Origin of the sequence: Vreelandella sedimenti, from assembly GCF_013416325.1 — a bacterium.
Classification (GTDB): Bacteria; Pseudomonadota; Gammaproteobacteria; order Pseudomonadales; family Halomonadaceae; genus Vreelandella; species Vreelandella sedimenti.
Genome location: NZ_JACCGK010000010.1, coordinates 149,346 through 170,176, shown reverse-complemented (window position 1 = coordinate 170,176; position 20,831 = coordinate 149,346). Strand labels below are relative to the sequence as shown.

The 20,831-nt window shown below is 55.5% G+C and carries 20 protein-coding genes; 12 read left to right on the top strand and 8 right to left on the bottom strand.

Annotated features, from left to right (window positions below; all coding sequences use genetic code 11):
* Nucleotides 1–50: 50 nt before the first annotated feature.
* The 3 genes from HZU72_RS12885 to HZU72_RS12875 are packed head-to-tail and all read right to left on the bottom strand — an operon-like array spanning nt 51 to nt 3,256.
* Nucleotides 51–2,126 carry an FUSC family protein gene (locus HZU72_RS12885; protein WP_180092642.1) on the bottom strand — a complete coding sequence of 692 codons (2,076 nt, stop codon included), beginning with the start codon at nt 2,124–2,126 and terminating at the stop codon, nt 51–53.
* Between the two features lie 3 nt (nt 2,127–2,129).
* Nucleotides 2,130–3,014: an efflux RND transporter periplasmic adaptor subunit gene (locus HZU72_RS12880; RefSeq protein ID WP_180092639.1), complete on the bottom strand. Its 885-nt coding sequence runs from the start codon at nt 3,012–3,014 to the stop codon at nt 2,130–2,132.
* A 23-nt stretch (nt 3,015–3,037) separates the two neighbouring features.
* Nucleotides 3,038–3,256 carry a DUF1656 domain-containing protein gene (locus HZU72_RS12875; RefSeq protein WP_035576982.1) on the bottom strand — a complete coding sequence of 73 codons (219 nt, stop codon included), beginning with the start codon at nt 3,254–3,256 and terminating at the stop codon, nt 3,038–3,040.
* 265 nt (nt 3,257–3,521) lie between these two features.
* Here HZU72_RS12875 and HZU72_RS12870 point away from each other — a divergent pair, with 265 nt between their 5' ends.
* The 6 genes from HZU72_RS12870 (at nt 3,522) to HZU72_RS12845 (ending at nt 10,258) form a co-directional block, all read left to right on the top strand.
* Entirely contained in the window at nt 3,522–3,971 is a 450-nt protein-coding gene (locus HZU72_RS12870; RefSeq protein WP_180092636.1) for an Rrf2 family transcriptional regulator, read from the top strand.
* 149 nt (nt 3,972–4,120) lie between these two features.
* Nucleotides 4,121–5,017: an NAD(P)/FAD-dependent oxidoreductase gene (locus tag HZU72_RS12865; RefSeq protein WP_180092633.1), complete on the top strand. Its 897-nt coding sequence runs from the start codon at nt 4,121–4,123 to the stop codon at nt 5,015–5,017.
* A gap of 351 nt (nt 5,018–5,368) precedes the next feature.
* Nucleotides 5,369–5,893: a sigma-70 family RNA polymerase sigma factor gene (locus tag HZU72_RS12860; RefSeq protein WP_180092630.1), complete on the top strand. Its 525-nt coding sequence runs from the start codon at nt 5,369–5,371 to the stop codon at nt 5,891–5,893.
* Complete coding sequence (locus tag HZU72_RS12855) at nt 5,890–6,864, top strand: FecR domain-containing protein (RefSeq protein ID WP_180092627.1); 975 nt, start codon at nt 5,890–5,892, stop codon at nt 6,862–6,864. Before HZU72_RS12860 ends, HZU72_RS12855 begins: the two co-directional genes overlap by 4 nt.
* Before the next feature lie 85 nt (nt 6,865–6,949).
* On the top strand, nt 6,950–9,358 hold the full coding sequence (locus HZU72_RS12850) for a TonB-dependent siderophore receptor (RefSeq protein ID WP_235976102.1): 2,409 nt from the start codon (nt 6,950–6,952) through the stop codon (nt 9,356–9,358).
* Nucleotides 9,359–9,385: 27 nt separating this feature from the next.
* The gene (locus HZU72_RS12845) at nt 9,386–10,258 is read left to right on the top strand and encodes an alpha/beta hydrolase (RefSeq protein WP_180092624.1); all 873 of its coding nucleotides are present in this window, start codon (nt 9,386–9,388) and stop codon (nt 10,256–10,258) included.
* Nucleotides 10,259–10,267: 9 nt separating this feature from the next.
* Here the strand turns inward: HZU72_RS12845 and HZU72_RS12840 are convergent, their stop codons facing one another.
* On the bottom strand, nt 10,268–11,170 hold the full coding sequence (locus HZU72_RS12840; RefSeq protein WP_180092622.1) for a LysR family transcriptional regulator: 903 nt from the start codon (nt 11,168–11,170) through the stop codon (nt 10,268–10,270).
* A gap of 186 nt (nt 11,171–11,356) precedes the next feature.
* On the opposite strand from HZU72_RS12840, the gene HZU72_RS12835 reads away from it, so the two are divergent.
* Nucleotides 11,357–11,935, top strand: coding sequence for an NAD(P)H-dependent oxidoreductase (locus tag HZU72_RS12835; RefSeq protein ID WP_180092618.1), 579 nt, complete (start codon nt 11,357–11,359; stop codon nt 11,933–11,935).
* Nucleotides 11,936–11,964: 29 nt separating this feature from the next.
* On the opposite strand, the gene msrQ is transcribed toward HZU72_RS12835, so the two are convergent.
* The gene (gene msrQ / locus HZU72_RS12830; protein WP_180092615.1) at nt 11,965–12,585 is read right to left on the bottom strand and encodes a protein-methionine-sulfoxide reductase heme-binding subunit MsrQ; all 621 of its coding nucleotides are present in this window, start codon (nt 12,583–12,585) and stop codon (nt 11,965–11,967) included.
* Nucleotides 12,585–13,601, bottom strand: a complete 1,017-nt coding sequence (gene msrP, locus HZU72_RS12825; protein WP_180092612.1) for a protein-methionine-sulfoxide reductase catalytic subunit MsrP — start codon at nt 13,599–13,601, stop codon at nt 12,585–12,587. Before msrP ends, msrQ begins: the two co-directional genes overlap by 1 nt.
* A 278-nt stretch (nt 13,602–13,879) precedes the next feature.
* Between msrP and HZU72_RS12820 the strand changes: the two genes are divergently transcribed.
* From HZU72_RS12820 to HZU72_RS12810, 3 genes are read left to right on the top strand one after another with little or no spacing between them, the layout of a single operon-like run.
* Complete coding sequence (locus HZU72_RS12820; RefSeq protein ID WP_180092609.1) at nt 13,880–14,851, top strand: DUF2157 domain-containing protein; 972 nt, start codon at nt 13,880–13,882, stop codon at nt 14,849–14,851.
* On the top strand, nt 14,848–15,918 hold the full coding sequence (locus tag HZU72_RS12815; protein ID WP_180092606.1) for a DUF4401 domain-containing protein: 1,071 nt from the start codon (nt 14,848–14,850) through the stop codon (nt 15,916–15,918). The genes HZU72_RS12820 and HZU72_RS12815 overlap by 4 nt, the downstream gene beginning before the upstream one ends.
* Nucleotides 15,915–16,448 (top strand): GDYXXLXY domain-containing protein, encoded by a 534-nt coding sequence (locus HZU72_RS12810; RefSeq protein ID WP_180092603.1) that lies wholly within the window; start codon nt 15,915–15,917, stop codon nt 16,446–16,448. The genes HZU72_RS12815 and HZU72_RS12810 overlap by 4 nt, the downstream gene beginning before the upstream one ends.
* A gap of 9 nt (nt 16,449–16,457) precedes the next feature.
* Here the strand turns inward: HZU72_RS12810 and HZU72_RS12805 are convergent, their stop codons facing one another.
* Nucleotides 16,458–17,369, bottom strand: a complete 912-nt coding sequence (locus HZU72_RS12805; RefSeq protein ID WP_180092600.1) for a LysR family transcriptional regulator — start codon at nt 17,367–17,369, stop codon at nt 16,458–16,460.
* Between the two features lie 216 nt (nt 17,370–17,585).
* Between HZU72_RS12805 and HZU72_RS12800 the strand changes: the two genes are divergently transcribed.
* Both HZU72_RS12800 and ycaC read left to right on the top strand, forming a co-directional pair.
* Entirely contained in the window at nt 17,586–18,623 is a 1,038-nt protein-coding gene (locus HZU72_RS12800; protein WP_235976101.1) for a LysR family transcriptional regulator, read from the top strand.
* 189 nt (nt 18,624–18,812) lie between these two features.
* The gene (gene ycaC, locus HZU72_RS12795; protein ID WP_180092597.1) at nt 18,813–19,436 is read left to right on the top strand and encodes an isochorismate family cysteine hydrolase YcaC; all 624 of its coding nucleotides are present in this window, start codon (nt 18,813–18,815) and stop codon (nt 19,434–19,436) included.
* A gap of 247 nt (nt 19,437–19,683) precedes the next feature.
* On the opposite strand, the gene HZU72_RS12790 is transcribed toward ycaC, so the two are convergent.
* Nucleotides 19,684–20,550 (bottom strand): pirin family protein, encoded by an 867-nt coding sequence (locus HZU72_RS12790; protein ID WP_180092594.1) that lies wholly within the window; start codon nt 20,548–20,550, stop codon nt 19,684–19,686.
* Nucleotides 20,551–20,831: the final 281 nt, after the last annotated feature.

Below are 20,831 nucleotides of genomic sequence, written 5' to 3'. Positions count from 1 at the left end.
GGGTTTTCTTACGCGTTTCTTACTGTCGCCTGATTTGATGCAAAGGTTATTTAAGGTGCTGAGGGTGTTGATAAGTGTGGCTTCGGTGCAGACTTCATCTGTGGCCGCTCCGCCATGATGCGCGCAAGGCGCTCTAGGGCCAGTTCGAGTCGCTCAATCAAGCCTTCCAGCAGCATGCGACGGTCGGCGGGGACATCGCCATAGGTAATAATCGCTTCGTCCAGCTGTTTACCTGCTTCACGAATCCCTTGGGGTGGCCGCCCGTTGGCGCTCTCTTCAAACCCGCCAGCTAGCGTGCCTAGTAGGTGGCGATGCGCCTCGCGGATGCGCGGGTGAGGTGCATCATCAAGCCGATCTCGCAGGCGCAGCGTAGCGGTGCCAACATCCAGCCCGGTCAAACCAAGAATAAACAGGTGGCGCTGGTCTTCGGGTAGCATGTCGTCGTGCTGAGCCAGTTGCAGAAGCCGATCCGCCATGTGGCCGCTGAAACGGGTTTCGGCATCGCGAATCGAACGCTGGCTTAGCTCATGGATATCGGTGGAAATCGCATTGATTAAACGCCGCCGCCGAAGTCGGGTGCCCAGCCCTGGCAGCAAGCGAAAGCCCATTACCACGCAGCTTAGCCCAATCACTACGGCCACCACCCGGTTGGCAAAGCTGTCGAACGAGAAATCCATGCCATTGCCGGGCATGGTGAGCAGAATATTGAAGATAGTGAAGGCCAGGCAGTAGCCCATGGTGGCTAGATTAGTGGCACCTAGTAGCCCCAAGAACAGCGGTGTACCAAACAACATCGCTAGCATCGGAAAACCGTTGGCCTGGGAGAGCAATACATGGCCGAACAGAAAAGCACTGGGAATCGCTGCCAGCATACCCTTATAAAACATCATGGTGATGGCGAGGGGATTGTCGCGGCTGGCGAAAAAGGCGGAAAACAGTGTGCCCAGCATCATCGCGATCATGGCGCTCTGCCAGGCGGTGACGATCCAGAAAGTCGCCAGTAGCGAAAATACTAGCCCTGAGCGAATGGCGTTAATACCGGCGGCGAGGTGATCGCGGTGCCAAGCCAGCGGCGATGAGCGTAGTTTATGGCTCTCCGGCGAGGCAATCGCCTCCCGGGCATCGAGCATGATCATGGCGTGTCCGATCGATTCACGCAGCCCCAACCGCAGACGCCGATCGAGAGGAGCTAAGCTGTTCTCTTCCTCGCTTTCATGAACCCGGTGGCGTAGCGACTGGAGAGCTTTTCTGGCCTCAATGACCCCTTTGACGTGTTCAGCATCGCGAAAGCCTTTTGCGACCTCGCCCGCGAGTTCGATACTTTGTGGGGCGAGCCGGTCAGCGTGGTCGTGCATCAGTTGATGCAGCGCCTGCAGATTGGCGAAAAAGCGAAGCGTGCGGCGGGTTAGCACGTGGGTTGCGCGCACTCGGCCGGGGCCTACCGGGCCTTCAAAGCGGGCGGCCTGGCTGTCGGTTTCCAGCAGGGTTAACGGCACGAGGCTGCTGCGCAGGGCTTTCTGCATCGCTGGAATATCGTCGCTGGCTTCTAAGCGCAGGGCGGCATGCTCGAAGGCTTCGTTGATCACGCTGTCGGCCTGAGTGGCAAGGTGGGCGCCTACATGGGATGGCCAGAGCAGCGAGCTGACCAGCATGGCGCAGATGGCGCCCAGCCCCAGTTCGGTAAGGCGCGCCACGGCGATATCGAAGATTCCGGCGGGCGTGCTGCCGCTGGAGATGACCACAATCAGCATGGCCGTTACAGAGGCCATCAGACAGCCGTAGGTGTAGTTATTACGCCACAGCGAGCCCACGTAAGTGCATAGCATAATCCAAGCGGTAAGCACGATAAGCGCAGGTAGGCGGGCCTGGGCGAATAGGGCCATGATCGCGATACCCGCCAAGGCGCCAATCAATGTGCCGCCGAGTTGGCAGATACCTTTCTCGACCACCATGCCACTCATGGGGCGAATCTGCAGAAATGCCGCCGAGATCAGCGCCCAGTAGGGGCGCTCCAAGTCGAACATAAGCGCGATATAGAGCGCGAGCATCATTGCCAGGGTGGTCTTGATCGCAAACTTGACCGCTGTGGCGTTGGGCGTCAGGTAGGTGCTAACAAACGGCGACATGGGTTACTCAGACTGATCGGCAGCGTTTTTAGCAGGTCGGACACGCACGGTTGCTGTCATGCCGACGCTCAGCAGGGTGTCATCAGGAACGTCTTCTAGTGCAATGCGCACCGGAATACGCTGAGCCAGGCGCACCCAGCTAAAGGTGGGCTCCACTTGCGGTAGCAGCTGCTGGTTAAGGGTTGTGTTGCTATCGGCAATGCCTCGGCCAATACCCGCCACTCGGCCCGCTAGATGGGTGTCGCCGTTCATCAGAATCACATCCACCGGATCGCCCATGCCGATCGACGTCATTTTGGTCTCTTCGAAATAACCCACGACATAGAAGGAATTATCTGCGATTAGCGCCATCACCGGCGTGCCGCGATTAGCGTAAGTGCCAGCGGTAAGATGGACATTGAGGATATGGCCGCTGACCGGTGCGGTTATTTGGGTGCGCGCTAAATCAAGCTGGGCGCTGGCCAGCTCTGCCTGAGCCTGCTGTAAATCGGCAGCGGCAATGCGCGAGTTGATCTGGGCAATCTGCTGGTTTTCTACGCTAATCGCACGATTGTTGCTCAACTGGTTACGTCGAGTCTCCTCGGCACGGCTTAGCTCCAGGGTTGCCTGGCGATGGTCAACCGTGGCTTGGGCGCTATCCACCGCCGCTTGGTAACGCGTGTTGTCGATCTCAAACAGCGTGTCGCCTTGGGCAACCTGATCGGTGTCCACTACTTCAAGTGTGCGTACCCAGCCGGAGACATCGGGGGCAATCGTCACCACTTCCGCATGAACCCTAGCGTCACGAGTCCAGGGGGTATAGAGGTAGTAGTGCCATAGCCATGCACCGGCGGCAACGGCAATGGCGACAATAACGAGGGTGAGCAAAATACGGAGCGAAGGGCGCATCAGCGATTCTCTCAAGGGCTGTCTTAAGGGCTTTGAAGCAAAACAGTAAAAATGAACGTGGTGGCAGCGGTGAGGATGACAAACAATGAAATGTCGAACCACGCCTCGTACCAGAGCGCGTACTCGCCGACCACCCAGTGCAGTAGTGAACGAACGGTCAGCGTAGCAACAAAGCCGATCAGCGCGTAGATCAACAGAGGGCTTAAGTAGATGCCGCCGACAGCGATTTCTTGAAGACCCATAACATCCTTAAGTGGCCTGTAAGTAACGACAATGGGAGGCGCTAAATGGGGCTAATGACGTGCCAGACACTTATCCCCTGCCAGTGAAAGTGACCCAGCACCAGTATAGAGAGCGAGAGCATAGTTTGCCTTATAACGGCGAACGAGGTGTAGGTTCGTGTGCGGTGGCCCTGGTTGGGTTCATTCCCAGCCCCGCTCGCGGGTGTGCTAAAGTACAGCTTCGTTGTTTTCCTTTGTTTATCCTCTGAATAGTTGACTGTTGCCCGTGAGAACAGATAGCCGCCTCTCTCGTATGCTGCATGTGCTACTGCACATCGCGCGGGAATCCCAACCGATTACTTCAGAACAGATTGGTGCCATGCTGGGCACCAACGCTGCCGTGGTACGGCGCACTATGGCGGGCCTTCGGAAAGCGGGCTATGTAAAGTCTGAGAAGGGCCACAACGGTGGCTGGCGCATCGCCTGTGATTTGCATAGCGTAACGCTGCTGGATATACACAACGCCGTAGGCGGGCCGCGCATTTTCGCTATCGGCACCGACCGTGATAACCCGGACTGCGCGGTAGAGCAGGTGGTTAATGCGGCGCTTTTTGATGCCATGCGCGAAGCGCAAGCGCTGCTCATTGACCGCCTGGGAGCGGTCACGTTGGCCGAGCTTGCTGAACAGTTTGACGATATTGCGACGCGCAAAGGCTACCAGCTGCCGACGCCTTAACGCTTTACTACCTGCATGATTCACTCCAACCGCCGTTGTTAATATTGTCATTGACCGCTGTGCGCCTTTTAATGTATCAATAAAAGATACATGATATTGATTTGTTCACTCTTGGCTTATAAAAGCTGGGCGCAATCGGAGGAAGGGCAATGAGTTTTGATGCAGTGATCATCGGTGGCAGCTATGCAGGTATGGCGGCAGGGCTACAGCTGGCCCGAGCAAGGCGGAAAATATTACTGATAGATGCGGGACAACCCCGCAACCGTTTTGCTTCTCACTCCCATGGCTTTTTAACCCAGGATGGTGCACCACCCGCAGAGATAGCAGCAGAGGCCCGTAGCCAACTGATGGAGTACCCAACGGTTGAGTGGCGCACGGGGCGGGTGGAGGCTGTAACGGGGACGGCTGATAATTTCTTGGTGGCGCTGGCCGATGGAAGCACCTATCAGGCACGGCGCATTATTCTGGCCGCGGGTGTTACCGATGAGCTTCCAGGCTTACCGGGGCTCGCCGAGCTATGGGGCAAACGCGTTTTTCACTGTCCGTATTGCCATGGCTATGAGCTGGGCAAAGAGGGTATCGGTGTGCTGGCAACCTCAGAACTCGCGATGCACCACGGCTTAATGCTGCCCGACTGGGGCGCCACCACGCTGTTTGTTAACGATGCCTTTGACCCCAGTGCCGAGCAACTGGCTCAGCTTAAGGCGCGCGGTACCCATATCGAATATGGCGCAGCAGCACGCCTTGTGTCGCAAGCGGAGGTTGGCGTTGAGCTGGTAATGCAGGATGGTCGGGTGTTTCCGTTGATGGGCTTATTCGTCGCGCCGCGCATTCACCTTACTCCGCTGATCGCGCAAGTGGGGTGTGAATTAGAGGAGTCTCTTATGGGCAGTATCGTCAAAACCGATGCAATGCAGGCGACTTCAATCCCCGGCGTATTCGCCTGCGGTGATGTGGCCCGCGCCGCAGGGTCGGTCACCTTTGCCGTGGCTGATGGCGCCATGGCCGGGCTTTCTACACACCGGTCGCTGATGTTTGGGTATTAAGCAAAAGGCTGATATCACACCTGGAAAGAGCAGGTTTGCCAAATACTACCCAGCTTTCGGCGCGACGTTGCCCGTGCGGCTGAGGATCCCACCGTAGATGTGTTGGTTGAAGAGTTAACCAAAGTGGCGCTGTCGCGTTTGAATATACGACGCTCACCGTTTATGAAGAGCGCCACCTACGGCTGGCTACTATGCCCACAAGAGAATCGATACCGAGCAGCGGGCCTTAATTGAGTGTATCGCCTCTAATGCGAGCGATAGTTTAGTGAAAGAAAATAATAATGATTTGTATTAACTGATTGCTGTTACTAGAATATCCTTCCGTTTGCTGATCGTTTGGGAGGGGGGTGAATGCCGGTTTCATCTGAAAATACACCATTAGCCAAGATGTACAGTGCACACCATGGCTGGTTGCAGTGCTGGCTGCAGCGCAAAACGGGCTGTAGCTGGCAGGCGGCTGATCTGGCTCAGGATACCTTTCTGCGCATTCTAACCTCTCCGAGTAACGCCGACCAAATTAGCAAACTCCATGAACCGCGTAGCTTTCTGACCACCATTGCCCGCCGGGTGTGGGTGGACTTTGTGCGTCGGGATGCCTTGGAAAAAGCCTGGCTGGAAGCCCTGAAGCAGCAACCCGAGCCGGTGTTTATCTCGCCGGAAGAGCAGGCCTTGATTCTGGAGACGCTGTTTCAGGTCGATGAAATGTTGGAAGGGTTGGGCAAAAAGGTAAGCCAGGCGTTTTTGCTCTGCCATTTGGAGGGTCTGCGTTATGCCGAGATCGCCGAACGCTTGGGGGTATCCGTCAGCTCGGTGAAAAAGTACATGGCCAAAGCAACTGAACATTGCTTGCTGCTGATGTGCGAAGAGCCGCTATGAGCGATACCCAGGCGGCCCGCAAAGATACCCTCAGAGCTGCTGCCCACTGGTACGCACTGCTGTGCTCGGAGGATGTTACTGAAAAGCAAAAACACGCACATGCTGCTTGGTTAGCGGAGGATCCCGCCCACGTTCAGGCTTGGCAGCAGGTGGAAAAACTGCGTCAGCAATTGCAGATGATTCCTGGCGCTCCTTCGCTCAATGCCTTGCAGATCAAACAACGTCAGGATCATAGCCGACGAGCAGTGCTGCGCGGCTTTGCCTTGTTGGCAGTGGGAAGTGCCCTGGGCTCGTTGGCCTGGCAGCGGGCACCAGTGGAAAGCTGGATGGCCAGCCACCGCACCGCACGGGGCGAACGTCGCGAATATACTCTGGCGGGTGGAACACAACTGGTGCTCAATACCGCCACTGCATTGGATGTGGTGGAAACCTCTACCACGCAGTTGATTCGACTCTATGCAGGCGAAATCTTTATCCGCACGCGGAATGGAACGGGAAAAGTGGCCGCTGCCAAAACGCTTCAGGTGCATACCGAGCAGGGTACTGTGGTGCCGTTGGGCACCGTGTTTACCGTGCGCAAGCTGGGCACCTCTACCCAGGTTACTGTGTTGGAAGATGAGGTCGAGTTGATTCCTCAGTCGGCTGGCGGCAAGACGCAACGTCTTGTTGCCGGAGAGCAGGCGCAGATGAGCTCCGTTGATGTGGAAGTTGCCACCGTCAGCGACCAGGCGGATAGCTGGACGCGCGGTCTGCTGGTGGCTGTAGACTGGCCACTGAGTCGTTTGGTAGCCGAATTGAGCCGTTATCGCACAGGCGTACTGCGCTGTGCCCCCTCTATTGCTGGACTGAGAGTGTCAGGTGCTTTCCCTATTGATGATACCGACCGGGCGCTACAAGCCATTGCCAATGCGTTGCCGGTTAGCGTCGACCGACTGACCCAATATTGGGTAACCCTCAAATCTAGCGAATAAAAAAAGTTGAATTATTTATTGTCCCTTTTCCGATCTCGTTCGACCCAGAGATAAAGCAACCGATTCTGGAATTAACGAGATAAAGATGACCACACCCTTTAACCCCAAGCAGACACTCATATCCCTTCGATACCACCATGGTAAACCCTTGTGCGCGCTTGGCGGTATCGCACTGGGCTGTGCCCTGATGAGTTCGATGTCGCTGTTGCCCCTACAAGCAGCGCAAGCACAAACAGCGGGCGGGCAGGCGCAACAGGATGCTAGCCAGCAGGCATACAACATCGAGCCGGGATCGCTGGGCAGTGTATTGAGCCAATTCGCCAGCCATGCGGGCATTGTGTTGTCCTTCCCCGCTGATCTCACTGATGACCTGCAAAGCGCTGGATTGAATGGGCGTTATAGCGTGGAAGAGGGGTTTGCCCAGTTGCTTCAGGGCAGTGGTTTGAAAGTGGTCAAGCGGGGGCCTGCGGACTATGTAATGGAAAAAGCAGGTACTGCAGAAAACATGGTATTGGATACCGTGGCTGTGGTGGGCAGCCGAATCAGTAGTGATGGCTATTTGGCCTTTAGCACCTCGGCGGGTAGCAAAACCGATACACCGCTGATGGAGCTTGCGCAAAGTGTCAGTGTGGTCACCGAAGAGCAGCTTCGTGACCGCCAGCCGTCGTCAGTAGAGCAGGCGGTGGCTTATACGGCTGGGGTTCGGGTTGAAGCAGCGGGGATGGATCCGCGCTTTGACTTGATATCGGTGAGAGGGTATCCGACGGTATACCATGGCGATTTCCTTGATGGCTTGCGCCAACCCAATAGTGGCTGGCTCTCTTACTATTCTACTGTGCCCTATAACTTGGAACGCATTGAAGTGGTTAAAGGCCCCGATTCGATGCGCTATGGTCAGCTTTCACCGGGAGGACTGGTAAACCGGGTCAGCAAACGTCCGCAGGTAGATGCGACGAAGGAAGTGCAGTTTCAGGTCGGGAGTCATGATCATCTGCAAGGCCAGTTCGATGTGGGGGGCGATATGGGCAGTGATGTGCAGTACCGCTTGGTGGGCGTTATGCGTGATGCGCAAACGGATATCGAACAGGTGGATAATGACGTCACCCTGCTGGCGCCAACCCTCCATTGGCAGATGAACGAGCGTACTGACATTACCTTCATTACGCAGTATCAGGAGCGCCAAACCTCTGCATCACCGCGTCCTTACCAAGACGGTGATAACCTGACCCATTTTTGGTCCAGCGATGAAGACTTTGACAAGTTGGATCAAGAGCAGTGGGCACTGGGCTATGAATTTAACCACCGTTGGAGTGACAGGCTGCAGCTGCAGCAAAATGTGCGCTACGGTCAGGTGGATACCACCAACCAGTACCTCTCAGCAGGCACCTTATCCGGTACAACGCTGAGCCGGAGCAGTGTCGGCCTTTACGAAGAGATGGAGTCTCTTAGTACTGATACTAGGCTGATGGCGACCTTTGATCAGGGCGGGGTGGAGCACCAGGTAATGTTAGGCGCCGACTACGCTTATCTCGAGAACGATGTTATTTATGCAGGTGGTAGCGCACCGTCGATCGATATCGACAACCCGGATTATAGTCAGCCTGTAGCCCAGCCGAGTAACGTTTGGACAAACGACAGTGGTAAAAACCACCGCAGAGGCCTTTATTTACAGGATCAGGTCAAGCTCGATAACTGGCGTTTGACCGCAGGCATACGTCGCGACTGGGCGCGTGACGAGACTCGCAACAACCTCACCGGTACTGCCAGCGAAAGCCGGGATGAGAAAAACACTTGGCGCTTTGGCGCGCTCTACGCATTTGATTCGGGGTTGTCGCCGTATTTCAGCTATGCGCAATCGTTCCTGCCTGAGAGCGGTACCGATGTGAGCGGCAATGACTTCGATCCTACCGAAGGTGAACAGTTTGAGCTGGGGCTGAAATATCAGCCAGCGGGCAGTGAGGCGATGCTGACTGCGGCGATCTATCAGATCGATGAAACCAATCGTAAAACCACCGATATCGAGAACCCGCTATTTCAAGTACAAACCGGAGAAGTGCGTACCCGTGGGCTGGAGCTTGAGGCCGTTGGGAATGTCACCGACGACCTGCGTATGACCGCAAGCTACAACTACAACCGCAGCGAAATCACCGCAGACAATGATGGCAACGAGGGCAGTGACTTGGCGAATACCCCGCGCCATCTGGCGTCCCTTTGGTTGGATTATCGCGTTCCTGCGTTGGAACGACTGCATCTTTCCGGTGGGGTGCGCTACATCGGTAGTGAGTACATTGATAATGCCAACAGTAATAAAAACGCTGCATACAGCCTGATTGATATGGCGGCACACTATGATTTCGCGGGCTCTTTACAGGGGGTTCGTGCCAGCCTCAACGCCACTAACGTAACGGACGAAGAGCATATCTCCTGTGAGGGCATCTATTGCTATCGCGGTGCCGGTCGCAGCCTGATTGGCAGCATTGCTTACCAGTGGTGATGACTAGCATCGTGGGGGCAACGATTTATGAAACTGTTCGTTAATAATTTAGTGTTTGCCGGGCTGGTTTTGTTGGCTGCATCAGTGCCCAAATCACAGGCACAGGCGTCGCCAGTAATGGGCGAGCGTCAAGTGTCCCTGGATCAGACGCTGGAATGGGCGATGCAAAACGAGCAGGGCGCCGCCTATCGTATCCTGATCAGCAAACCTGAAGGCGAGGTGCCCTACAGCGGCGGTTACCCGGTGATCTATGTGTTGGATGGCAACGCTTATTTCGCTTCCTTGCATGAGGCCAAGCGGGCACAGGAGCAGTTCCGCCAAGCCATTATCGTTGGCATTGCTTATCCAGGGGAAGCGCCGCATAACTTCTTGCGCCGCTCTTACGACTTATCACCGCCGGTGGCAGAAGAGCAGAACACGCCACCGCAGGGCGGACAGGATGAGTTGCTGGATTTTATCGAGCACAGCTTGATGCCTGCTATTGCCGAGCGCTTTCCTGTAGATGCTAATCACCAGAGTCTTTATGGCCACTCTTTTGGCGGTATGTTTGCGATTTATGCCTTATTTACTCGGCCGGATCTGTTTAACCACATTGTCGCCGCCAGCCCCAGCCTCTGGTGGAACAATAGCTACCTGTTGAAGCATGAACGCGACTTCAGGCAGCAGGTAGAGGCCGAAGAGGCAAATGTCATCCATCACAGCTTGTCCTTGGTCGTGGCCGATAACGACTCCTTGCAGAACCAGCAGGATGCTAGTCAACTTTATCAGCGGCTTGAAGACCTGTCGGCATACGGTTTACGTAGCAGTTACCACAAAGTGGAGGGCGAAGATCATATGTCCGTTCCCTTTGTGCTGGAGTCACGTGTTCTCAAACAGCTTCTGGGCACTCGGGGTGGCTGACTGAGTGATTTAAGCGATCAAATACTTCTCTGGCAGTTGTTCAGCTAAAAACTCCATAAACAGCCGGGTGCGCTGTGAAAGCGTGGTTTGGCGGTAGTACACGGCGTTCACAGCTTGTGTCTGCATTTCTGTGCAGTCGGGCAGTACATCCACTAGTGTGCCGTTGTGACGGGGAGTGATGGTCATAAAGTCGGCCAGGCAAACGATGCCTTCTCCTGCCATGGCCAGTTCTATTAGCGTGCTTCCGCTGGAGGCCGCCAGCGTTGGGGTGATATGTAAGGGTTGGCCATCGGCGTGGCACAGTGGCCAGCGGTTGAGATGATCGAGCTGGCTGAAGCCTAGCAAGCTGTGATCTTGAAAATCGTCGATGCTTTGCGGCGCGCCGTGGCGTTTAAGGTAGGCGGGGCTCGCCAGAAGGCGCAGCGGGCTATAGCCAAGGAGGCGGGCGTGTAGCGATGAATCTTCCAATTTGCCAATGCGGATAGCTAGATCCACCCGCTGTTCCAACAGGTCGACAAAGCGGTCGTGGGTATCGAGTTCCAGCGTAATGCCAGGGTAGCGGGCGCGGAACTCGCCAATCACCGGCACAATCACGAACTGCATAAAGCTGGGAGCGGCGTTGATCCGTAACCTGCCTTGAGGCTGATTGTGGCGATCCAGCATCGCCTCTTCGGCCTCTTCCACGGCGGCCAGAATACGGCGGCAATGGTTTAGAAATGTTTCTCCCTCCTCGGTCAGCTCCAGGCGACGCGTGGTTCTACGTAGCAGAGTAGCGCCGAGTTTTTGCTCCAGGCGGTTGAGCGCACGGCTAACCCCGGAAACGGTAATGCCAAGCCGTTCGGCGGCGCCGGTGATCGAACCGCTATCGACCACCGTCACAAAAGCTTGCTGTTCTTCAAGGGTGCTTTTCATTGAGTGTTTTTCATAACATTACTAGCTGCCTTGATAGTAAATATCAGGACTGTTGAATTTAAATCAAAAGTGTCTTGCTGAAACGTCGCTATTTTTTCGCATGCTTTGAATCCACAATACCGCTCATTAAACGCCATGCCAAAGAATATAAGCATGGATATCAGGCTATCATGAGAGGTTTTATTAATGAATATTCTACTGATTAATGGCGGTAAAGCGTTTGCGCACTCTGGCGGTGAGCTCAATAATACGCTACACGGCGTGGCAGTAAGTGCCCTGCAGGAAATGGGCTATCAGGTGCGCGAGACGGTGATTGATCAAGGCTATGACCTGAAGGCCGAGGTGCAGAACTACCTGTGGGCGGACACCATTGTGTATCAAATGCCTGGTTGGTGGATGGGCGCGCCCTGGATTGTGAAGCGCTACATCGATGAGGTGTTCACAGAAGGCCACGGCTCGCTCTACGCCAGCGATGGCCGCAGCCGCCAGGACCCGACCAAGCAGTACGGCAGTGGTGGCCTGCTACAGGGCCGTCGCTATATGCTATCGCTGACATGGAATGCGCCTTTGGAAGCGTTCGATGAGCCTGGCAACTTCTTCGAAGGGCGCGGTGTGGATGGTGTCTACTTCCCGTTCCACAAATCTCAGGAATTTATCGGCTTAGAAGCCCTGCCGACCTTTATCGCCAACGATGTAATGAAGATGCCAGATGTCGATCGCGATAAAGCGGCTTATCGTAAGCATCTGCGCTGCGTACTTGGCTAGGTTTCGTCGGTTGATATCTCTTACAAGCCCTAAGTACGACTCAATCGATGGCGTAGTTTTGGCAGTGTGCGGGCAACTGGGGGCAGGCGAGTGGACATGATGAGCGCCGCAATGGCGGCATACATGGCCCACTCCTGCATATCCGCGCGCACCACCCAGAAGAAGTGCAGCAGTACCAGACCCAAAATGGCGTAGGAAAATTTGTGCAGCGGTTTCCAGCGTTTGCCCAGGCGCTTCATTGCCCAGCGGTTGGAGGTGGCGCCCAGCACGGCAAGGCCGATCAGCGCGATCATGCCGACGATGATGTAGGGGCGTTTGACGATCTCGCTGCCAAGTAGTGCCCAGTTAAGCCCCAGAATAAACAGCGCGTAGCTGAGCATATGCAGGATTGCGTAGGCGAGTGTCCATAGGCCAAGCTGCCGACGGATCAGCGCAAAGCCTTTCCAACGGGTGAGCTTGGTAAGTGGGGTAAGGCTGAGCGTGAGCAGCAGCATCCACAGCCCGCCGATGCCGATATTCAGTAGCAAGTAGCGCCCCGGTTCGGGGCCAGCTGCGCCATTCGCTACCTGCCAACTCCAGAACAGCAGCGGTGCTAGCGCGGTCAGAAACACGCCCACGCGCCATGCTAACCATATACGTGGGCTGGCCATTAGTAATTTTCCTTCAAATCCATACCCGCATAGAGCTCGGCGACTTCGTCGGCGTAGCCGTTAAACATCAGGGTATCAATGGTGTTGGGGTTGAACAGGCTGTTGGGCAGACGGCGCTCGGTGGCTTGGCTCCAGCGGGGGTGGTCGACGTTGGGATTCACGTTGGCGTAAAAGCCGTACTCGTCGGCGGCGATCTTCTGCCAGGAATTCACTGGCTGTTCTTCCGTCAGCGATATCCGCACAATCGACTTGATGCTCTTGAAGCCGTATTTCCACGGCACGACCAGCCGCAGAGGGGCGCCGTTTTGATTGGGCAATTCCCGGCCGTACATACCCATGGCCAGTATCGTCAGAGGGTGCATGGCTTCGTCCAGGCGCAGGCCTTCCACGTAGGGCCAATCAATGATCGAAAACGAGGAGCGCTGCCCGCGCATTTGCTCTGGATCCACCAGGGTTTCAAAACGTACGTATTTGGCTTTGCTGGTGGGGTCGGCGCGTTTGATGATATCGGCCAGCGGAATACCCAGCCAGGGAATGACCATCGACCATGCCTCAACGCAGCGCAGGCGGTAAATGCGCTCTTCAAACTGGGAGGGCTTGGCGAAGTCCTCCAGGGCAAAGCGCCCGCCGTTATTGACCTCGCCATCGATCACCACGCTCCAGGGTTGGGTTTCCAGACTGCCCGCATGGCGGGCAGGGTCGCCTTTGTCGGTGCCGAATTCGAAAAAGTTGTTGTAGCCACTGGCGTCATCAAAGGGGGCAATTTTATCTTTGTCAGGGTCGCTAGGGGTGATGGCTCGCCACTGGGTTTCGCTGATTTTCTCCTTTAGCCACGCTGGTGCATCACCTTCGGGGACATCGGAGTAGTCGGCGTTGGCGCGGACGTGGCCGGATAGGGCGAGCCCTGCACCTAGGCCTGCGATACCGCCCATAAAGCGCCGCCGGGAGAGGTAGATAGATTCCGGCGTGACATCGGATTCGTGTAAATCACTCGGTTTGGCAATCTTTATTAGCATTGGGTGTCTCCACTAAGGCCTTTGTGGGTAGCATACGTGGTGAATGCAGCATTCGATATTAATGGGTGTAGTAAGTTCGCCAAAACTTACACAAAACCCTTACGTTTTAAATTGAGCCTGTCGGGGTGGCTAGTCGAAGCACTATTGGGACAATGCCCAAACCGACTCCTTCCAGCCGCCTGCGCAAATTGCTCGGCTGCGCTTTACTAAGTTGGAGTGATCGTGGCGCTTAGCCTAGATTGCTTTGTTTCCACTGCGCCGTTTAGAAGGGAGCCCCCATGGCATCTACCCGCCGTGAACTGATATCACTGATTGAGCAGGGCGTGATACCGCCAGAACAGGTGACGCGCGCAGTGCAAGCTTCTGGATTGCACCCTTCGCCTCGCGCTTGGGCGCTGTTTATTGATCGCTTACTGCTGTGGCTAGGTGGACTGGCGTTGGCCTTCGCGGTGCTGTTTTTCGTAGCTTATAACTGGGCCGAGATGGGCCGTTGGCTGCGCTTTGGCGTGGTACAGGCAGCGGTGGTGCTGGCGGTAGGTATCGCCATTTGGCCCAAGGTCAGCCCGATGGTTCAGCGTGTGGCGCTAACATCGGCCACTTTATTGGTGGGCGTGCTGTTGGCGCTGTTCGGGCAGGTGTACCAATCCGGTGCCGACCCCTGGCAGCTGTTTTTTACCTGGGCGCTGCTTGCTCTGCCCTGGGCCTGGGTGGCGCGCTTTGAGCTGCTCTGGGTGCTGTGGCTGGGGTTACTTAATTTGGCCGTCGGGCTCTATTTTCGTACTTGGGGCGGGCCGTTTGGCGTTTTGGTCAGTAGCGATGCCGCGCTTTGGGGGCTGTTTGGTCTAAACACCCTGGCATTAATAATCTGGGAGTCGGGCGCTCGTTACCGGGGCTGGCCACGGCAGTTGGCACTACGCTTGCTGGCGGTGAGCAGTGGGGTGCCCATGACGCTGTTAGCGGTGACGGTGATAGCCGATGTCGGCCTTGTGTGGTCGCCAGTGCTGGCGATTTATCCGCTCTGGTTGGTGGCGCTGTATGGCATTTACCGCTATTGGCGGCCTGAGCTTTTTATGATCGCGGGCGGCTGTGTCTCGGCGTTAACGGTGATCACGCTGTTACTTGCCAGGCTGTTGCTCTGGGAAGGTGATTGGCAGGAGGGAAGTCTGCTGCTGATCACCATCGCGGTACTGGCGATGGGCGCTGGGGCCGTGGTATGGCTAAAGCGGCTACATCGGGAGATTTCCCAGTGACGAACAACGTTAATGATTTAAACGTTAGGCTGAGCCAAGCGGGTATTCCGTTGAACGAGCCTACCTCCCCAGCGCAGCTGCAAACGCCTTGGTTTGTACGCGCGCTGCAGGCCTTTTCAGGCTGGTTAGCGGCGCTGTTTCTGCTCGGCTTTATCGCCATGGGCGTAGTGTTCGTGGTGGAGAGCCCTACGACGTCGTTAGGCCTGGGACTTGTGATGATCGGCGCGGCTTTTGGGTTGTTATGCAAAGCTCGTGGTGAGGTGCTTGAACACTTGGCGCTTGCGGTTAGCTTAGCCGGGCAACTGCTAATCGCGTGGGCGCTGGTCGAGTTCTGGAATGCGTCCACTTATTTGTGGTGGTCGCTGTTGGCCTTGCAGTGCGCACTGGCGTTGGTGATGCCGAGCCAGGTTCATCGCACGTTTTCAGCCTTTGCCGCCAGCTTGGCGCTCTATATGGCTTTGGCAGTGAACGCTATGGCGCCAGCAGCGGGTGGATTGATGCTGTTGGCTCTGGCGATGCTCTGGCTGAGTGAGTTTCGCTGGCCTGGCCGTATTCAGGATGTGCAAGCATGGGGCTACGGCCTATTGATAGGCCTCTTGGTGATGCAGGGATTAGCGCATAGCGGCCACTCCTTTACCTTCTGGTTTGACGCACAGAGCACTAACGCTTTTGCATGGTCAGCGCCCTGGTTGAACGCCGTGTTAGTGGCACTCTCTCTGGCGCTGCTGCTCTATAAAATTCCTCATTCCAAAACCCATTGGGGGTTATATCCAAGTCTTTTCGCGCTGCTGCTGATTTCATTTTATGCACCGGGTGTGGGTCAAGGCTTGGTCGTCGTACTGTTAGGGTTCGCGATCGGGCATCGCCTAGTGATGGGGCTTGGAGTGTTCTCGCTGTTGACGGGCATAGGCAGCTATTACTACTGGCTGGACGCGACGCTATTAACCAAGGCACTAACGCTGTTGGTGTTGGGGGGTGGGCTACTGGCGCTGCGTTGGGCGCTGCACAAGTGGTTGAGCGTAGCGGAAAATGGGCCCTCGGCCTCTGTGGGAGAGCACGGGAAATGATGCTGAAAACCAAGCTAAATCGCTGGATCATAGTGTTAGCCACCGTCGTTGTGCTGGTGGTGGTGAACTGGGCAATTTGGCAGAAAGAGCGTCACTTAGCCGAGGGAGAAATTGTTTACCTAGAGCTGGCGCCTGTCGACCCACGCTCATTGATGCAGGGCGACTATATGGCGCTAAACTTTGCGCTGGGTAACCAACTTCAAAGCGCGCTTCATCAGAGTGAGCGTGATGAAGACTCGCTGAAAACACGCAACGGTTATGTGGTGGTGGGGTTGGATGAACAGCGTATCGCTCATTTCCAGCGCTTGGATGAAGGTACTTCTTTACGCGACGACGAACGGCGCCTTCGCTACCGGCTGCGCAATGGTCAGGTACGCTTTGCCACCGATGCGTTCTTCTTTCAGGAGGGCCACGGTGAACGCTATGAGCCAGCACGTTATGGTCAGTTTAGGGTGAATAACAAGGGCGAGCCGCTGTTGGTTGCTTTGTATGATGAAGAACTTAAACAGCTGGGAACATCGGCTAGGTAATGTGCTATGTCAGTGTTCAGAGCCAAGTACGGCATAGCGTTCGGCGAGGAAATCCAGCAGTGCCCTGACCGAAGGCAGTAGACCGCGTCGAGAGGGGTAAACCGCATGAATGACTTCCCGCCGTGGTTCCCACTCCGGTATTACCTGCACCAGTTTGTTAGACGCCAGCGAGTCCCCCAGCATCAAGCTAGGCAGTTGAACCACGCCGACGCCAGCCAGGGCCGCGTTATATAGCGCGGTCATGTCGGTGGTAATAAAGCGCGGTGAGTGCTCAATGTCACGCTCTTCACCGTCTCGCTGCAATCGCCACACATGAGGCTCTTCCGGCCGTGCCCGGCTTAAGCTGGGCAGGTTGGCAAGCGTCTCGGGGTTAGAAGGCTCGCCATGTCTCTCAACCAGTGTCGGGCTTGCCACCAGGCACTGACCACGATCCGACAGCACTTTTAGTACCAGATCGCTGTCTTCAAGGGGGAATGGGCGGGCGCGCAGGGCAATATCTACCCCCTCAACGAGTGGGTCAATGCGACGGTTGGTTCCTTCGAGGTGAACATGTACCTCGGGGTATAGGGTCATGAAATCCGCCAGCATCGCACTCACGTGAAAGCTCAATAGCCCGGTGGGGCAGCTTATGCGAATAATGCCGCAGGGGGCCTGTTTGCTCTCCTCAATGAACTGCTGGGCGGCTTCCGCTTCCACCAGCATGGCCTTGCAGTGCTGGTAATAGCGTTGACCAATATCGGTAAGGGTCAGGTGGCGGGTCGAACGGTGCATCAGGCGAACATGTAACTGATTTTCTAATTCGCCCACGCGCCTGCTCAGCTTCGATTTAGCGATACCCAAGGCACGCCCCGCCGGCGAAAATCCACCGTGGTCGACGACCTTCACGAAATAATAGAGGTCGTTAAGATTGTGGGGCATCATCTGTGTTTATCCTCATTGGAATCAAACTTTGAGAGGCTGTCCAAGGCTGCCATTCCCGGCACTTCATTCTGCAACACATCCCAATGCTCAACCAGTTTACCTCTCTCTATCCGGAAAATATCGGCCACCACCACCTGAGGTATGCCCGCCCAGCCGTCTCTTCGGGACGAAGCAGTGAATCAAGGCCATTACGAAAGGATATTACGAAAGGATAGTTTGGCATCCTCTACGGCGAGTGGCATTGGTTTTCCAGGCGACAGACACCCATTGCGGCGCTGTCTCGAAAACATTGCCATTTCTGTTGGTGATGCGGTAGAACGCCTTTCTGTATCGCTGTGTCGTGAAATAGGGAGCGCGAAGATGGATGTCGAAGAGTTACAGACCTTTGTGGAAGTTGCCGAGGCCGGGGGAATTTCCTCCGCTGCGCGACGGCTCGGTGTCTCCAAGTCGATCGTTAGTCGGCGGCTTTTTCGGCTTGAAGCGGAACTTGGGATCCAACTGCTGGCACGAACCACACGCGGTGCTGCTCTGACAGAGGCCGGAACCGCGTTCCGCGAATATGCCGCCAGGGCTTGCGCCGAAATAGAGGTCGCCAAGGAAGCGATCCTGCCTGCCGGTGACCTGCGTGGTCGGTTGCGAGTTGCCGTGCCGCTCTCTTTTGGGCCCACTCACTTCGCGCCAGTACTCGCCGAAATGGCGCGACGCCACCCCTTGCTCCACATTCACGCCTCTTACAGCGATCGCTTCGTTGATCTCATCGCAGAGGGGTTCGATTGCGCGATTCGTGTTGGCTACCTGCCAGACTCTAATCTGATCGCTAGACGCATTGGGCCCATCTACGGAAAGCTGGTTGCGAGCCCTGGCTACCTCAAGGCGTACGGGGCGCCGGAAACGCCTGACGAAGTCATTGCCCATCAAGCCATCATGCAGGGCACGGAAGAATGGCAATTCATGGATGGCGATGCGGTAGTCACGGTGAACCCACGGGGCCGCTTCAAGGCTGACAACGCGCTAGCCCTCGTGACCGCCGCGGCTGCAGGGCTGGGTATCGCCTGGCTCCCTGATTGCGTCACACATGATTATGTGGTCTCAGGCGCGCTGATCCCGATCATGACACGCTACCCCCCACCGCCAGCAGGTGCATACGTTATCCGTCCACCAGGGCAGCATCCTGCCCGGAAAATAAGGGTTCTCACCGAATTGCTTATCGAATATTTCGAACAGAATCTGCATTTTGCAGAGCTTGATCACTAAAGCAATGACCGCACGGTCAGTGTGCCTATACCGACTGTCTTCAGCGTTCTCCCTGTGCAACGCTGTGTCTTGATTTCTCGTCTAATCATCGAATAAGCGGAACATTACACTCTGTAAGGCATGTGAAACCCATGCTGGCTTTCAGTTTCCAAACGTTTATTCAGTTATCTCGATAGGAGGAGTTGAGTCATGGCCAAGCCCTACGTTCGTCTCGATAAAGATAATGCTGCGGTTCTATTGGTAGATCACCAAACAGGATTGCTGTCACTGGTGCGTGACATTGAGCCAGATCGTTTTAAAAATAATGTATTAGCGTTGGCGGATCTGGCTAAATATTTTGGACTGCCTACCATTCTCACCACGAGCTTTGAAGACGGCCCCAATGGCCCTCTGGTGCCCGAACTGAAAGAGATGTTTCCAGACGCTCCTTACATCGCACGGCCTGGGCAGATCAATGCCTGGGATAATGAAGATTTCGTTAACGCTGTTAAAGCAACCGGTAAAAAGCAGTTGATCATCGCTGGTGTGGTGACCGAAGTGTGCGTGGCTTTCCCGGCGCTTTCTGCCCTTGAAGAAGAGTTCGACGTGTTCGTCATGACTGACGCTTCTGGCACCTTTAACGAGCTTACCCGCAATGCTGCCTGGGATCGGATGTCCAGTGCAGGAGCACAGTTGGTGACGTGGTTTGCAGTTGCTGGCGAGCTGCATCGTGATTGGCGCAATGATATTGAAGGCCTCGGCACGCTGTTTGCCAACCACATACCTGACTACCGTAACTTGATGAATAGCTACAGCACGTTCACCAATAAGTAAGCCGTGTTTGTGACTGGGGGCAAGTGCCTCCGGTTACCGCTCGCCCTAATGGCACCGGCCAAGTGGCTATCGGTTATGGAAGATCACAATGACTATGAAATCGCGCTTAGGTTTGTTTTCCATACCGATGCAGGAAGGGAGATGATGATGAGTTTTTCCCTTTTCCTGGGCAGCTTGGTAAATAAACGCCTAATAAAGCAGGCTGCCCCAGGCAGCCTGCTTACCTCACCTGCTGGATCAATAATAATTAGGCGGGCATTTGTCCAAACCGGCCACTGTTAAAATCATCTATCGCCTCCATGATCTCCCGTTCGCTGTTCATCACAAAGGGGCCATGGCCGACCACTGGTTCGTTAATTGGCTCACCTCCGAGCAGTAGCAGCTGGGCATCACTATTGGCTTCAAGGGTAAGCGTTTCACCCTCTCGCGTTAGCTCGGCTACCTGTGCTTCACGGAGCACCTCTTCTCCGTTTATCAGTACGGTGCCTTTCAAGACAACCAGCAAGGTAGTCCAGCCATTGGGTTGGGTAAGCGTTGTGGCCTTGCCGCCACCCAGGCTCAGATCCCACACGTTCATTGGCGTAAATGTCTGTGCTGGCCCTGAGTGCGCATGGTACTCACCAGCGATTATGCGCAGTACGCCTGCTCCTTCAGGCAGATCAACTCGCGGAATTTGGCGATCAAAGATAGCCTGGTAGCCAGGGTTGGCCATCTTGTCTTTGGCGGTCAGATTCACCCAAAGCTGCACCATTTCCAGCGAGCCGCCTGACTGAGTGAATGCCGGTGAGTGAAACTCTTCATGCAGAATGCCTGCGCCTGCAGTCATCCATTGCACATCGCCGGGGCCAATCACTCCACCGTTACCTGTTGAGTCCTGATGGGCCACTTCTCCTTGATAAACAATTGTGACCGTTTCAAACCCTCGGTGTGGGTGCTGCCCCACGCCGCGAGGCTGTTGTGCAGGCGTAAAGTCTGCAGGTCCTGCGTAATCCAGTAACAGAAAAGGACTTAGCTGTTCTGAATGCTGACCATAGGAAAAAAGCGAGCGAACTGGGAATCCATCACCTACCCAATGAGGCCGAGGTGCATTCGTTACACGCAACAGTTTTTTCATTATGCTCTCCTTTTGGCAGGGGGGATGCTGTTAAGCAGAGAGCATACCGATAGAACAACAGGTGTAGTAGGTGGGCGAATTGCAACTTAGCGTTGCAGTAGTGGAACGATGAATGATCCATCGGTAGGGTGAGGCCAACGAATTCCTTGCCCAAACTATCACCTGTGCCGCAACTGCGCCGCATGTTATTGGTGCAATGCGCCTTGCACCATGCAGACAGGTAAGCTGTAATTCATCCTCCCATTGACATGGATAGCCCCGTAATAACGTTGGGCTGGCTC

Coding starts and splice junctions, on each gene's coding strand:
- HZU72_RS12885 (WP_180092642.1), bottom strand. CDS start 2,126: ATGTCGCCGTTTGTTAGCACCTACCTGACGCCCAACGCCACAGCGGTC.
- HZU72_RS12880 (WP_180092639.1), bottom strand. CDS start 3,014: ATGCGCCCTTCGCTCCGTATTTTGCTCACCCTCGTTATTGTCGCCATT.
- HZU72_RS12875 (WP_035576982.1), bottom strand. CDS start 3,256: ATGGGTCTTCAAGAAATCGCTGTCGGCGGCATCTACTTAAGCCCTCTG.
- HZU72_RS12865 (WP_180092633.1), top strand. CDS start 4,121: ATGAGTTTTGATGCAGTGATCATCGGTGGCAGCTATGCAGGTATGGCG.
- HZU72_RS12860 (WP_180092630.1), top strand. CDS start 5,369: ATGCCGGTTTCATCTGAAAATACACCATTAGCCAAGATGTACAGTGCA.
- HZU72_RS12855 (WP_180092627.1), top strand. CDS start 5,890: ATGAGCGATACCCAGGCGGCCCGCAAAGATACCCTCAGAGCTGCTGCC.
- HZU72_RS12850 (WP_235976102.1), top strand. CDS start 6,950: ATGACCACACCCTTTAACCCCAAGCAGACACTCATATCCCTTCGATAC.
- HZU72_RS12845 (WP_180092624.1), top strand. CDS start 9,386: ATGAAACTGTTCGTTAATAATTTAGTGTTTGCCGGGCTGGTTTTGTTG.
- HZU72_RS12840 (WP_180092622.1), bottom strand. CDS start 11,170: ATGAAAAGCACCCTTGAAGAACAGCAAGCTTTTGTGACGGTGGTCGAT.
- HZU72_RS12835 (WP_180092618.1), top strand. CDS start 11,357: ATGAATATTCTACTGATTAATGGCGGTAAAGCGTTTGCGCACTCTGGC.
- msrQ (WP_180092615.1), bottom strand. CDS start 12,585: ATGGCCAGCCCACGTATATGGTTAGCATGGCGCGTGGGCGTGTTTCTG.
- msrP (WP_180092612.1), bottom strand. CDS start 13,601: ATGCTAATAAAGATTGCCAAACCGAGTGATTTACACGAATCCGATGTC.
- HZU72_RS12820 (WP_180092609.1), top strand. CDS start 13,880: ATGGCATCTACCCGCCGTGAACTGATATCACTGATTGAGCAGGGCGTG.
- HZU72_RS12810 (WP_180092603.1), top strand. CDS start 15,915: ATGATGCTGAAAACCAAGCTAAATCGCTGGATCATAGTGTTAGCCACC.
- HZU72_RS12805 (WP_180092600.1), bottom strand. CDS start 17,369: ATGATGCCCCACAATCTTAACGACCTCTATTATTTCGTGAAGGTCGTC.
- ycaC (WP_180092597.1), top strand. CDS start 18,813: ATGGCCAAGCCCTACGTTCGTCTCGATAAAGATAATGCTGCGGTTCTA.
- HZU72_RS12790 (WP_180092594.1), bottom strand. CDS start 20,550: ATGAAAAAACTGTTGCGTGTAACGAATGCACCTCGGCCTCATTGGGTA.